Below are 14,135 nucleotides of genomic sequence, written 5' to 3'. Positions count from 1 at the left end.
AAATGATAATACCACAATTAAGCCTCCTATATAAATTCTTATCCTAGCATTTCCATCGGTCGCGCTCATTGAAGTCGCTTGGGTAAGATGCTCGCGTTGGAGGGGGCACAGCTGTTTGATGCCCTTGAACGAATCTAAATCAACAACCGATGCAGTCGCGTGACGGGGGTTTCCACGGGGCAAACAGCGGTGCATTCACGTAGTGTATCCAAAGGACAATGGCGGTGTTCCGCACACAGACCCATGCGCCACTCCCGCTTTGCATCAACAGCTGCGCTCTTACCGTGGCGAATTTAATTCTTAATGGTAAGAGCGCACCTAACAAGGAAAGTCGGCAAGCTACCGAAGGTGGGGAAGTTAGGGAAGATTAGTTAGACTAGGCTAATCAGCAGAATTGGTGAAAAATGAATCAGATCCGCACTTGTTGTTGCTTAGGGGGACTTAGAGAGTTTTGAGCAAGACAAAAGCCTCAAACCCAGACGAAACCCTCGGAAATACACCAAATAGCCAAAAAGGGCTCAAACCCAGATATATCAATAAATCAAGCACATCAAGGTGCGCGCCTCCAAGGCCGCGAGGGATTGTTTGCGGCCAAGAGCGCGCACCTCAATGTTAAACTCTACCTATATATACATTTAAGGCCCTTTTATCAGTATTTTTGTAAGTCCCCCTACAAGCTTACCGGGTTGTGTTAACTCAAAAAGCTGAGGTGCCCTTGACCCATTAAGAATTAAATTCGCGCGATTGTCGCGCCTCCAAGGCCACAAGCAACCCCTCGCGGTCTTGGGTCGCACCTTTCGGCAAACCTGACGCGGGGCGCGAACGGGCGCGCACCTTTTGATAAACAAGAATAGCCACCTACTCCTATCGATGACTGTGGGTTGGAAATCATCCCAACAAGAAATCCTGAAACGCTTCAACCGAGCGTTTCCTAAGTTCTATGAGCAGTTTGTTAGTAGTGAGATCCAACTGCACAACCTCAAACTTGCTTACCGACTCTATAAAACCCAACATGCTGTAATTGAGATCAAACCGGAAGGCTCAAAAAGTGTCCTGCACTTTGCTTACCGGAATGAGTCTTTTCTGCTCAGTGACATTTTTGGCGTTCTGACTGCCTATGGACTGACTATCCACAGTCTCAGTCTTTATGGTCAAATTAGTCCACCAATGTTGGTGTTTATGAAACTAGTGGTGTCTCGTAACCGAAAAGCGCTGACCCACAAAACCTCAGAAAATGTCTGCCGTGCCCTTAGAGAGGCTTTGGCAGGGCGCTTTGAGGTGGAACAAATGCTGGCAGTGGAATTTAATCTCGATGCTGGCTTGAAGCAGGTAGAAACAGAATTTTATGTAGACCCAGTGTTTCATCTACCAGCGTTATTAATTGAGGCAAATAACCAACCTGGATTATTTTACAAAGTTATGTATGCCATCTGGCAAGAGGATTTACTGGTGGTCAATGCCAACTTGCTGGTGTGGCGGGGACGAACCAGGCTGATTCTTTACCTACTAGGCCCTAACGGAAACTTGATTCCCGATTATTTAGGTCAAAAAATTGCTGAAAGCATTCGGAGGCGATTACTAGGTCAAGTCTTTTAGTCATCAAAAGGTGACAAGCACAGGTGCGACCCGTTGTGATTAAAATCACAGACGAATTTCCTATCCTGTTAATTCTTCGATAAGATCAACGTATGGCAAGCATTAACATTCTAGGAATATCCCATACTTACGAATTAACACCTCCTACTAAATCATCCTGCCCTGTGCTGGTTTTCATCCACGGCTGGCTGTTAAGCCGTAGCTATTGGCAACCTCTAATTTATACGTTGTCACAGCAGTATCAGTGTCTGATCTATGACCTGCGGGGATTCGGTGAATCCCAGTCCCAAATTCATAACACTCAAAGCTCAACATCGAACCGGGACTCGGAATCACCAAGTCCTGAGACTGCTACTTCATCCACTGACCGCTATAGCTTAGCTGCCTATGCTCAGGACTTGGGCATCTTGTTAGAAAAACTGGGAATCGAACAGGCGTGGGTTATTGGTCATTCCCTAGGGGGTAGCATTGCTCTGTGGGGTGCCTATTTGCTGCCTCAGAGGATTGCAGGGGTAATCTGTCTTAATGCTGGTGGTGGAATTTATCTTAAAGAAGAATTTGAGCGCTTTCGGCTGGCTGGTGAGCAGTTGGTAAAACGCCGTCCCCGTTGGTTGTGTTATGTCCCTTTACTGGACTTACTGTTTACCCGGGCTCAGGTAGCGCGTCCTATTGCCCGGAAATGGGGACGTCAACGGGTTATTGATTTTGTTACTGCTAACGCGGAAGCTGCACTGAGGACGTTACTAGATACTACCACAGAAGCCGAGGTCCATCGCTTACCTGAGGTTGTTTCTCGACTCAAACAACCTGTTTATTTCATTGCTGGTACTCAGGATAAGGTAATGGAACCAAAATATGTGCGTCATCTGGCTAGTTTTCACAGTCTCTTTCAATCCTGTGGGGACAATGTGATTGAAATTGCTGAATGTGGACATATGGCGATGGTGGAGAAACCAGAGACTATTGATGCTCAAATTCGTAAAATTTTGGCTAATTACAGTTAATTACAATTGGCAATCATCTGGCCATATAACGAAAATTTTCTGAATCTCTAACCTAGAGAATTATCCATTAATGATTGATGGAATAATTGAGGGGAGTGAATAATGAGTAATTGTTAACTGAGCACTATTATACTTGATATCATGCCCGATGAAGCATTCAAAAAGAGTAGCTTAATAGCATTTGTCAAGGTATTTGTAAAGGACTTTGGAAAGTATGGTGCGATCGCTTCCTTAGCCTGGTGTTAGTAGCGGGGAAACATTTGCTAATCGCTCTGGCATTAGTCTTGGTAGAGTTACCGTCTTATGTTGTGTTAAACCTGATCCATATACAGGGCCCTGATTAATTTAACACTCGGATCAGAATGGGTAGATAATGTGGCAACAAGACCCCCGAAACAATCAAATTCTGTTTCTCTCCATCTTCCTAGTCTTGGGCATCAGCACTCGGGACTGGACACTAAGACCAGACTTGATTTTAGTTGTAATCGTCAGCTGCCTACTAACTCAGTGCTTAGCAGCATTTCTTTGGTCAAACCCCAAACACAGATCCGTAATCAAAAACTCTGGGGACCTTGGCCGATCTTTCTTTGGCCTTCCTTTGGGCTTTAATCCCAAACTCGATTTTAAAACTATCCTTGAATGGTGCAAAACTCAAACCTTAGAAACAAGTCTTAATCTGCTGATAAAACAACCAAATTGCCCCCAGGATAATGATGCTAGTTTTTCAAGTTCTCCCCAATCCCCTTCCCTAAAAAGTGCTATGATTACAGCCTTAAGCTTGAGCCTGCTGCTACGAGCAGATAACTATAGCACTATGGTTTTAGCTGGCTCCCTAGGAATTTTGAGTAAATTTATTTTCCGAGTTGAGGGCAAGCATTTTTTTAATCCAGCCAATTTCGGCATTATTGCTGTTCTTATCCTAACCAATGATGCTTGGGTTTCTCCCGGACAGTGGGGGGATGATGGTTGGTATGGTCTATTATTTGCTGGCACTGGCAGTATGGTGTTAAAACGGGTAGGACGATGGGATACAACGGCAGCGTTTTTGGGTGCTTATGCCGTTTTAGAAGGAATTAGAAATCTCTGGCTTGGCTGGAGTTGGGATGTATTTTGCCATCGGTTGATGAGTGGGTCTTTGTTACTGTTTGCTCTATTTATGTTAACCGACCCTCGCTCAATCCCCAATGCACGGATTAGTCGATTGCTATGGGCGGTGTGTATTGCGTTACTGACTTTTATATTGCGCAATCAATTATTCATACCTACTGCTATTTTCTGGGCGTTGTTTGCCCTATCCCCTTTGAGCGTACTTTTAGATTTTATCTGGTCATCTACGAAATTTTCCTGGCATGATAGTGACTCTGTTGCATGACGTTAATTAACTTGATTTAAATACAAAAAAATCAATAAAAATGAAAATAATTCGGGTTATAAGTACTATTTTTATAACGGTTTTAGTGAGTTTAGGCTTGGCTCAAAAAGCCTGGGGTTTTTGTGGGTTTTATGTCGCCAAAGCTGATACTAAACTATATAACCAGACGTCTCAAGTGATAATTGCTCGGGATGGCGATCGCACTGTTTTAACTATGGCAAATGACTATCAAGGGGATGTTAAAGACTTTGCCATGGTTGTCCCAGTTCCTGTGGTGCTTCAGCGAGAACAGGTGAATGTAGGTGACCCTAAGATTATTGAACGCCTCGATCAGTTTAGTGCTCCTCGACTAGTGGAATATTTTGACCCAAACCCCTGTGCCGATAACCGAAGGTATCGCGAAAGTGCGCCAGCAGACCTAGGTCGTCCAGGTGGCACAAGGGGACCGGATGCTTATGATCGTAGTTTAGGTGTCACGGTAGAGGAGCGCTTCTCAGTTGGAGAATATAACATTCTTATCCTCAGTGCTACGGACTCTAGAGGTTTAGAAACCTGGCTCAGACGCAACGGTTACAAAATTCCACGGGGAGCAAATCGGCTATTGCGACCCTACATCCGCGCCGATATGAAATTTTTCGTTGCCAAAGTGAATCTCGACAAATTTGACCCCAATGTGAATCTGCACGAATTTGACCCCAATGTGAATCTGGAAGAATTTGACAAAACTGCCTACCAACGGTTGCGACCCCTCCAGATGGCTTACGAGTCTCCCCGATTTATGCTGCCCATTCGCTTAGGGATGATGAATGCTACAGGTGAGCAAGACCTGATTGTCTATGTGTTATCACCCCGAGGTCAAGCTGAAATTACAAACTACCGCACGGTAAAGATTCCTTCTAATACTGAAATTCCGGTATTTGTCAAAAACGAGTTTGGTGATTTCTACACTGCTATGTTCCAAACTGCTTACGAGGGTAAAGGGAAAAAAGTAGCTTTTCTTGAATATGCTTGGGATATGGCTAGTTGTGACCCATGTTCAGCTAACCCCCTCGATCGGGAAGAGCTCCGAAAATCAGGTGTCTTTTGGCTAAACTCAGGAAGATCTAATAATGTTTCACGAAGATCTAATAATGTTTATATCACTCGCCTCCATGTTCGCTATAGCCGTGATACCTTCCCAGAAGATTTGATGTTCCAGGAAACTTCCAATCGTGAATTGTTTCAGGGACGATATATCCTTCGTCATCCCTTTACTGGGAAGATGAACTGTAGCGCAGGAGTTGACTATCAACAATCCTTAAATCGACGATTGCAACAGGAAGCTAAAACCTTAGCTGAGTTGACTGGATGGGATATTGATGAAATCCGCAATAAAATCGATTTTCCTGATGTTAAGCCTATTCCTTGGTGGAGACATCTTTGGTAAACCATAGAAATCTTTACTTATTATAGGGTTTCCTAGTAAGCGTAAGATACAGTAACAGCAATGAGCAAACCATACCAGAAGCGATCGTAGCAAGGGATTTTTTAGTCTAAACAGCTACAGATTTTTATCCAAACTACCATATATCTCGATCTCAACCGGAACATCTATAGGACTATCATCTTCCTCTTCCCTCGTACCAATGCCGATCATGATTTTGAACCAAGCCTGAGCCAACTTTTTGTAACCCTCTGGGGTTAGGTGAATACCATCCTCAAGCATGTGATCAGGGGTGAATAGATTGCGGTTATCAACAAATCGAATGTTCTTGTTTTTATAACTTTCTCCCGTCAGCAAATGTGCCAATAGGTTATTGTATTTATCAGCTTTCTGAGTCTTGAGAGTAGCATCCTGCAGTCCAGAGGGGTTAATGGAGGGAATTGAAGAGACAAACAAATATACCTGATCTGACCAAGCGAGAATTTTATCAATGAGTAAAATCATTTCATTGACTGTATCTTCAGGGCTTTCATCCTGAAAAAGTATGTCGTTTGTGCCAGCCATTAATAAGATAATCTCCGGTCTTGCCTGGTTCAGCCAATTTTCTATTTCGGAGTTTAAATCCGACCACGCATTGGATGCTCCAACACCAGCTATGGCAAATCCCCCATGCCCTTGATGGTCTTTGTCAAACACATATGTGTTGTTCTGTCCTAAAACTATTTCGGGATTTTCTGAGGTAGCGCTACCCACAAAATTTACTTTATAGCCATTATCTTTAAACAATGCCCACAGGTCATCTCGATATCCGGCTCGATCCAATGCTTTACCACGAGTGTTTGAGTCTCCTAAAGGCATAATCTTTAGAGACCATTGATCGATGGTGAGTGCCTCTGCGGTGGTAGAAAACTCAAATAGGCTGATGCAATAAGCGGCGATTAAGGTCAATTTTGGGGAGAATTTTTGCTTCATACTATAGTGTTTCCTAGTAAGCGTGAGGTATAGTAACAGCAATGAGCAAACCGCTATACGAATATCATTATTGCTTACACAATAATGTCCAAAGCTGTTGAGATTGCCAAGTTTGTGGACACCTTCGTAGATGTTTGACACCATTGGCTAGATTAGCACTCAGAAAGTTTTAGCGTACATTAACGACCCGCATCACGGATGAATCAATCCATCTGTTCGCTGATATTCCCCAACTAAAATACAGGGGATTTACCCATCACACTTGTAAAGCAATATATATATTAACAAAGATATGTAACACAATCATCATAAAGTTGAGGGTTACTTAACATTTATAAATAATAAAATAAAATTTATCTTAACTATTCGATTCCAGGAATAGTTTTTCTGAGATAATTACTACTATAATATAAGTCGGGATGTGGGGAGACTCTTTCTCCGGCGATTTTGGTAATTTTTTTTAAGTAGTATATGAGCTTAAGGAGCTTTTGAATGTCTTCAAAGCAATTTACTAAATCTCAGCAAGCTCTTGAAGAAAATAACGATGGCAAGATTTTTACTAGCCACTTAGGGTTTACTGCTCTCTGCTTCTTAATCGGTTTAGCTGGATTTGGCTATATTCTCGCCACATTGCCCGGAATCGCAGAATCGCCGACAGACCCTTCTAGAACTTGTATAGTCGATGGTTGGAAACTGGGATTAATTATTACTCACGTGCTAGTTTTTGCCCTAATACCTCTGGCGATGAAAATTTTTTACAACAGTTTAAAAAATTTAGGACTGCCATCAAGAAGTATTTTTGCTTCCCAACTGGGGCTAGCTTTTGTGATGGTGGCGATCGCTTCAGAAATTGGTTGGCACGTCACCCAATGCTGGTATTATCAAAACGATTTTACGATGCTGAATTTCATGTTTTATTTTTTCTTGATTTCAGCATTTGCGCTATGGGCGGATGGGTTAGTGGAAAAGACTACTATAATCACCAATTTAATTAACATTGTGTTTGCCATCAGTCTGTTAGTTGTTTCAATTTTGTACCCTTTAGGTTATCAAGCCGGTAACGATAATTTTAAGATTCCTATCTATATTGCACTTACTCTAGTTTTGGTTGTGTTGACCTATCGAGGCTATAAAATACTCCAAGATTGGAAAATTATTCTTTTCCCCATTTTCTCCGTTGGAGTCAATTTAACCTTTGTGTTTCTTCTAGATAAGTTTGGAGGGAATCCCTATACTGACCCACAAGTGACTTTTAATGCTCTATTTCATATCCTCCACGATTTAGTAGGAACCGAAGCTGGATTAGTCATCTTTACCTGGCTTGTTTATAGTAAAGGCATTGCTCAAAAAAACTATAAAGCTACATTAGCGACAGAAAAAAAATAGTAAATACTAATTTTGATAGATACCAGTTTTAAATTGGCCAGGGTAATCCTAATCAAAAACAATAGTGACAGTGGTGGGGTGCGGAATGTGGGTGATTAATTTATTTTCACTAATCAGCTAGTAAGCGTTCCCGTAGTGTCGGATATTCCGCATCGCCCTCTAACAAATGGGGATCTCTCGGAGATCCCCTTAGCGGTGTACTTTCAAGTATTCGATCCATAGTCTTAGTCATTTATCAAAAAAATTTAGATGGCTTTGCCCTGGGGGCTAAAGCCCTGCGTCTCCTTTTAAGCAGGGACAGGCAAAGGATCTATCCAGCCAGTCTTCTATAGATCTGGTTTGATCGTTTGTTCACGTTGAGCTGCGAGTGTTTGAATTTTCTGTTTCCTAGTTTTAGAGCAGTGTCAAGGAATCTAAACATTCCTATCTGGGCATCCTGAGAGTTTGTTGCCCAATCAAATTCTGAATATGCTACAAAGAGGGTTACCTAAGCTAGGTCAACCTTAATTGAGAGGATAGTTTTAAACCGGTGGGAAATTTCAGTCAGCTCTTAGAACCAATCGCTAACCAATTTAGGATTTTAGGGCTTCCTGAGCCAGTGGTGCATTGGGGACACCCATTGATGATGGGAATTGTGGTATTGGTTATGGGTAGCTTTGTGGGCATAGCAGGATGGCGTGGCCGAGTAGTATCTGATCCTGAAATAGCTCTACAGAGTCGCAGTGATCATCGAAAAATAGCACCCTGGATGTTCATTTTTATGGCAGGTGGCTACACCGGTGGGGTTTTGTCTCTGGTAATGCAGTATCAGCCAATTCTAGAAAGCCCCCACTTTTGGACAGGATCCATCGTAGTGATTTTGCTGGCTGCTAATGGGGTGATTGCCTTGACTGGCTTTGGCGGAAACAAAGCATTGGTGCGTACCGTTCATGCCTACTTAGGAAGTACAGCACTTTGCCTGCTATTGCTTCATGTCGTTTTGGGCTTAAAGCTAGGTTTATCCATCTGATGAAGCCTGCCAGTGGTACAGTAATAAGTCTTGCTTATATTCTGGGCTTAGTTTCTACAGGGATTCTCAACTTACCGACTGGTGAGATTCCCTGGCAAGAGTACAGAGCTTTGGTAACAGGATTGGTTGTCACAGGGATAGTGGCTGCGATCGCATTCCCCAGGTTCTGGCGCACAGGACCAAAACCAAGATTATGGGTAGCAGCAGGACTAATCTCTGCCTTGGCGGTGGTCTATTTTCAATTGCGGGTACCACAACCAGAACTGAATGACATTAGCGAATATGTCCCCTCAACCAATAGCATTGCTCCAGAGCAAGTGTTTAAGGTTGAAGGCAAAGTGGAGAGTATGCCTCGGCTGACCCGAACTCAGCGTACACAACTTTGGTTACAAACTACTCAGTTAACTGAAATTGAAAGTCGCGAAGATGGGGGAGCGGTCAGTCAAGGCGTGACAGGCAAGTTGTATGTGACGGTGCCATTACTTCAAGGAACTGGGATATATCCAGGTCAGATAATTAGCGTAACTGGGGTCTTATATAAACCCAAGCCAGTTACTAATCCCGGAGCCTTTGATTTTGGAGCCTATCTTGCCCGTCAAGGGGCTTTTGCTGGTTTGAGTGGGCGTCAAATAAACTTTGATGAGGAAACTATTGGTAAACCCTGGGGATGGTGGAAACTGCGACAACGTATTATCCGTTCCCAAGTTCGCTTTTTAGGCTCTCCCACAGGTCCGTTAGTCAGTTCAATGGTTTTAGGGCGTCGTGCTGTTGATTTGCCCTACGATATCCGCGATCAATTTATTCAGGCTGGGTTAGCCTATACCTTAGCAGCATCTGGATTCCATGTCTCTTTGCTGTTGGGTTTTGTCTTAGCCCTTACTAGAGGGTTAAGCAAGGGCAAGCAGTTCAGTATTACCTTGAGTGTACTGTTAATTTACGTAGCATTAACCGGACTCCAGCCATCGGTAATGCGGGCGGCTCTGATGGGGGTGGGTGCCCTAATTGCTTTAGTGACGGCACGGAAAGTTAAGCCTTTAGGGTCACTCTTGTTAGCAGCAACACTTTTACTCCTATTTAATCCCTTGTGGATCTGGGATGTGGGATTTCAGCTAAGTTTTCTGGCCACCCTAGGATTACTAGTCACTGCACCAGGGATTATCCAACGTTTGGATTGGTTGCCACCTGCGATCGCATCCCTAATTGCTGTGCCAATTGCAGCAGCAGTTTGGACTCTGCCCCTACAACTTTATGTTTTTCAAGTTGTTGCCACCTACTCTATACCACTTAGTGTTATTGCTACACCCCTAATTTCTCTTATCACGTTGGGTGGAATTGTCAGCGCCTTGGCAGGACTAATTTGGCCAACAGCAGGAAGTGGGCTGGCTTGGTTACTGTATTACCCAACCCATGGACTGATCGGACTAGTGCAATTTTTCAATCAGTTGCCAGGCAGTTCTGTAGCAGTGAGCAAAATTTCCCTAGGGCAACTGTTATTCCTCTACGGGCTAATTGCTTTAGCTTGCTTGATTAAATGGTTACATCCTCGTTGGTGGCTGATTAGTCTAGTTGCTGTCACTGTGGTGGTGTTGCCCCAATGGCAACAAGCGTCAAAATTGTTTCAAGTTACAGTGCTAGCTACAGGAAATAACCAAATTTTAGTGATTCAAGACCAGGGACAAGTAACGTTGCTCAATAGTGGCAACCCTGATACAGTCAGGTTTACAGTGCTGCCTTTTCTGCAAAAGCAAGGTATCAATGATATTAATTGGGCAGTTGCTCTCGACAAGCAGCCCCAACTCAGAAGTGGTTGGGTTCAGGTTTTAGGTAGTTTAGCGATCGAGACATTCTACGATAACACTGATTTACAACGACCATTGTCTCAGGGTCAAAATTGGAACGATATTGTCACCCGTAACTCTATCGCTAGTGCAGTAGCCTCTAGGGAGGGTAACTACCAACCAATTCCAGTGGGGGAAATACTCTCTTTTGGCTCTACATCAATAGAATTAGTCAACACTGAACCACCAGTGTTGCTGATGCGCATCATTGACCAAAATTGGTTACTCTTAGGAGACCTCAAACCAGGCTTCCAAAAACAGTTAGCCAAAACCATCACGTTCCCTGAGCTACAAGTACTTTGGTGGTCGGGAAAAAGTCTGAGGCCAGAATTCCTAGATGCCCTGCAACCGAAAATTGCGATCGCATCATCCAATGTCGTGGATTCCTACACGGCGAAGCTAATGCGCAATGCTAAGATGACCCTCTATTGGACAGGCCGTGATGGTGCTATCCAGTGGACACCGGATGGTGGTTTTAAGACTACTGTTGAAGATATTGAGATAGACATTGATATTCCTTGATAGTGATTCCATCATTGACCACCTAGCAATGCCTGAGTTTTCAACAGCAGGGTTGACAAATTCCAGGGTTTTGTGTTCAAATTTCAGATGAAGTCTGGGGTGCGGTTTGACTAAATCATGGAGGGGTGTCCGAGTGGTTTAAGGTGGCAGACTCGAAATCTGTTATGGTGTCAAAGCCATCGGGGGTTCGAATCCCCCCCTCTCCGTACAGAAATTTAAATCAATTTTTTGTCAATCTCACTCAGGCATGTGCTAGATACTGGTAGTAGGTAAGATCAGGTAACTGTCATCCGATAGAATCCCATCGAAGAAGTTGGAAAGATCGAAGAAGTTGGGAATATAGGCTTAGAATTAAATTATATTCATATATTCATTCATCTTTATCAGCTCGGGATTTAAGCCAAGTGACTTCTGCTGATTATTCTCCAAAATCGACATTAAAAGGTGCGACCCGTGGCGAATTTAATTCGCCAACGGAAAGCGCACCTGTAGTTGAACTCTCCCCAAGCTACAAACTGCCTATAGTGTTGATTATTGCTGCAGTGACAATATTGCTCATACAACCCTGGGTGAGTTTAGGGGTCGCGTTGTTGGGCTTCTTCTTGTTGTTTCAAGCCATAACTATACGCCTGCAATTTACTGAAACCGCCTTGGATATTTATCGCTCCGAGACCCTGATCCGGAGTTTTCCTTATCAGGAATGGCAAAATTGGGAAATATTCTGGACATCAGTACCGATTTTGTTTTATTTTTCAGAAGTCAAAAGCATTCACTTTCTACCAATTATATTTGACCCAAAGCTGCTACGAACTTGCCTAGAAGAACGCTTCCCTAAAGGATAACTGACTTCCCTCAAAGTATAGAGTAGAGGTTAGGTAGTTAGTGAATAAGTTATTAATAAACCAGTTTAAATGAATTCCGAAGACCCACAAAACCCAGAAAAAGAGCAAGATAACAAGCAAGCAGTTAAGGGATTAGATAATTCACAGGAGTCAAATTTGCCAGATCAGGATAGGGCTACTCCTAGAGATAACTCTGAAGCTCCCGACCTTCCCCCCATTTCTCTGACCCTATCAGACCATGACAAAGCTAAACCAACACAGTCGAATGAGCCGCTTAATGAGGATAAAGTTAGTGAAATTCAACTAGGCCAGTCTTCAGATCAAGCCAAAAAAATGGCTAGCTTAGCTCAAACTGTGGCTGAACTTGAGCAAAAAGAACAGGAGTTGAGACAGAGAATTACCACTCTGCAAAACCATGAACAGTCACTGGTTTCAAAGGAATTGGGAACCACCCAAGCAGTTGTAGAGCGGATGGTACTTGAAGGTCTGACCGAACTGGAGCAACGCAAGCAAAAGTTGCAAATTTCTATTGAGCAACTAGAACGCCGCCGGGAACGCATTCGTGAAGAAATGCGGACCAGTTTTGCAGGTGTATCTCAAGAGCTAGCGATTCGGGTTCAAGGCTTTAAAGATTATTTGGTTGGCTCCTTACAAGACCTAGCTGCTGCTGCAGAACAACTGGAACTCTCCCAGCCGCCAAGAGAAGCACCACGGTCAGAATTAGAAGAAACCCCACCACCCCCGACCAGAGGCAACCCACAATTTGCCGAACAAGCATTTAAAGACGAAGTCCGACAGATTCGTCAGCTGTTGGATCAATATCGCAAAATGCCAGATTATTACGGTCCTCCCTGGCAACTGCGTCGTACCTTTGAGCCAATTCACGCTGAAAAAGTTTCTCAGTGGTTTTTTTCCCAAGGTGGTCGTGGTGCGCTGCAAACTATGGGCAGCCGCTTACAAAATGTTTTAATTGCCTCAGCGGTTATATCCGTGTTGCGGACACTGTATGACAGTCGCCTAATTACTCTTGTGCTGGCCAACACCCCAGAACGACTGGGAGAATGGCGTAGAGGATTACAGGACTGTCTCGGAATCTCCCGCAGTGATTTTGGTCCAGAACGGGGAGTTGTTCTATTTGAAGATCCAATAGCCCTGGTTCAAAAAGCGGAACGACTGATCAAGCGGGATCAGTTAGCCTTAATCATTGTTGACGAAACCGAAGATAAGATCAGTCTCTCATTATTGCAATTTCCCCTATGGTTGGCTTTTGCACCTGATCCTCGGCAGATGTATACCTATGACGATTATTGAATTACTGATTTTACTGGCTTTAATTTTAGCAAAACAGGCGCGAAACTGCTGCCACTCCCGAGGTTCAGCGAACTGAAAAATCGATGTAGTTGGCCCGACTGGGGTTTCCCCCACTTGCACTTTACATCAAGAGAATCAGCAATGTTACAGCCGAGCTACCCGTCGCGGTGGTGATAGGGTAATTATTGCCGGATCTTGTGAAAATTTTCAACATGACACCAATGGTACTTAACTTAACTTGGAGTGGGCTACTAGTAATATCAGCCTATTTATTAGGTTCCCTGCCTACTGGTTACCTAGCAGGACGCTGGCTTAAAGATATTGATATTCGCGAGCATGGCTCTGGATCAACCGGTGCCACCAATATATTGAGAACTGTGGGCAAAGGACCAGCAGTTGTGGTATTACTGATTGATGCCTTGAAAGGAGTAGCGGCTATTAGTCTAGTCAATGGCTTTTATACCCTGACAGAAGTTTCCCTACTGCCACTAACCTGGCAACCCTGGTTAGTGGCATTAGCTGCGTTTGCTGCTATCTTTGGTCATAGTAAATCCATTTGGCTAAACTTCACCGGAGGTAAATCTGTTGCGACCAGTATAGGTGTTATCTTCACCATGTCTTGGCCTGTAGGGTTAGGAACCTTAGGTGTATTTGCAGTAGTCTTGGCAATTTCTCGTATTGTCTCTCTCAGTTCCATTGCTGGTGCGATCGCTGTTTCCCTACTGATGTACCTTACCAAAGCTCCTCTTGCCTATGAGTTATTTGGTATTGCTGCTGGCATATATGTCATCATCCGTCACCGCAGTAACATCCAGCGTCTAGTTACAGGTACCGAACCCTACAGGCCAAGACATGGTGAG

Annotated in this window: 11 protein-coding genes, 1 tRNA gene and 1 pseudogene; 12 read left to right on the top strand and 1 reads right to left on the bottom strand. The window is 43.7% G+C overall.

Annotated elements, in window-relative coordinates:
- The first annotated feature begins 870 nt into the window (after positions 1–870).
- From F6K52_RS20150 to F6K52_RS20135, 4 genes are all read left to right on the top strand, one after another.
- Entirely contained in the window at positions 871–1,596 is a 726-nt protein-coding gene (locus F6K52_RS20150; protein ID WP_293081551.1) for a hypothetical protein, read from the top strand.
- A gap of 92 nt (positions 1,597–1,688) precedes the next feature.
- Positions 1,689–2,600, top strand: a complete 912-nt coding sequence (locus tag F6K52_RS20145; protein ID WP_293081549.1) for an alpha/beta hydrolase — start codon at positions 1,689–1,691, stop codon at positions 2,598–2,600.
- 373 nt (positions 2,601–2,973) lie between these two features.
- Positions 2,974–3,972 carry an RnfABCDGE type electron transport complex subunit D gene (locus F6K52_RS20140; protein WP_293081546.1) on the top strand — a complete coding sequence of 333 codons (999 nt, stop codon included), beginning with the start codon at positions 2,974–2,976 and terminating at the stop codon, positions 3,970–3,972.
- Positions 3,973–4,012: 40 nt separating this feature from the next.
- A complete protein-coding gene (locus tag F6K52_RS20135) occupies positions 4,013–5,398 on the top strand; it encodes a DUF2330 domain-containing protein (RefSeq protein ID WP_293081543.1) in 1,386 nt (461 codons plus the stop codon).
- A 114-nt stretch (positions 5,399–5,512) separates the two neighbouring features.
- Here F6K52_RS20135 and F6K52_RS20130 read toward each other — a convergent pair whose 3' ends face one another.
- Positions 5,513–6,367 carry an SGNH/GDSL hydrolase family protein gene (locus tag F6K52_RS20130; RefSeq protein WP_293081540.1) on the bottom strand — a complete coding sequence of 285 codons (855 nt, stop codon included), beginning with the start codon at positions 6,365–6,367 and terminating at the stop codon, positions 5,513–5,515.
- A gap of 88 nt (positions 6,368–6,455) precedes the next feature.
- Between F6K52_RS20130 and F6K52_RS20125 the strand changes: the two are divergent.
- From F6K52_RS20125 to plsY, 8 genes and pseudogenes are all read left to right on the top strand, one after another.
- A pseudogene (locus F6K52_RS20125) lies at positions 6,456–6,518 on the top strand (IS200/IS605 family transposase); the annotation flags it as partial.
- Between the two features lie 341 nt (positions 6,519–6,859).
- On the top strand, positions 6,860–7,753 hold the full coding sequence (locus tag F6K52_RS20120; protein ID WP_293081537.1) for a hypothetical protein: 894 nt from the start codon (positions 6,860–6,862) through the stop codon (positions 7,751–7,753).
- A 529-nt stretch (positions 7,754–8,282) separates the two neighbouring features.
- Positions 8,283–8,762 (top strand): DUF4079 domain-containing protein, encoded by a 480-nt coding sequence (locus F6K52_RS20115; protein WP_293081534.1) that lies wholly within the window; start codon positions 8,283–8,285, stop codon positions 8,760–8,762.
- Positions 8,762–11,122: a ComEC/Rec2 family competence protein gene (locus F6K52_RS20110; protein WP_293081530.1), complete on the top strand. Its 2,361-nt coding sequence runs from the start codon at positions 8,762–8,764 to the stop codon at positions 11,120–11,122. The genes F6K52_RS20115 and F6K52_RS20110 overlap by 1 nt, the downstream gene beginning before the upstream one ends.
- A gap of 119 nt (positions 11,123–11,241) precedes the next feature.
- Positions 11,242–11,328: transfer RNA gene (locus F6K52_RS20105), tRNA-Ser, on the top strand.
- Positions 11,329–11,526: 198 nt separating this feature from the next.
- Positions 11,527–11,964: a DUF3119 family protein gene (locus F6K52_RS20100; protein WP_293081527.1), complete on the top strand. Its 438-nt coding sequence runs from the start codon at positions 11,527–11,529 to the stop codon at positions 11,962–11,964.
- A 69-nt stretch (positions 11,965–12,033) separates the two neighbouring features.
- Positions 12,034–13,275: a DUF3086 domain-containing protein gene (locus F6K52_RS20095; protein WP_293081524.1), complete on the top strand. Its 1,242-nt coding sequence runs from the start codon at positions 12,034–12,036 to the stop codon at positions 13,273–13,275.
- A gap of 221 nt (positions 13,276–13,496) precedes the next feature.
- On the top strand, positions 13,497–14,135 hold a 639-nt coding region (plsY, locus tag F6K52_RS20090; protein ID WP_293081521.1), incomplete at its 3' end, for a glycerol-3-phosphate 1-O-acyltransferase PlsY.

Origin of the sequence: Moorena sp. SIO3H5 (assembly GCF_010692395.1) — a bacterium.
Classification (GTDB): domain Bacteria; phylum Cyanobacteriota; class Cyanobacteriia; order Cyanobacteriales; family Coleofasciculaceae; genus Moorena.
The sequence above is the reverse complement of the archived record's forward strand: the minus strand, read 5'-3'. Positions and strand labels throughout refer to the sequence as shown.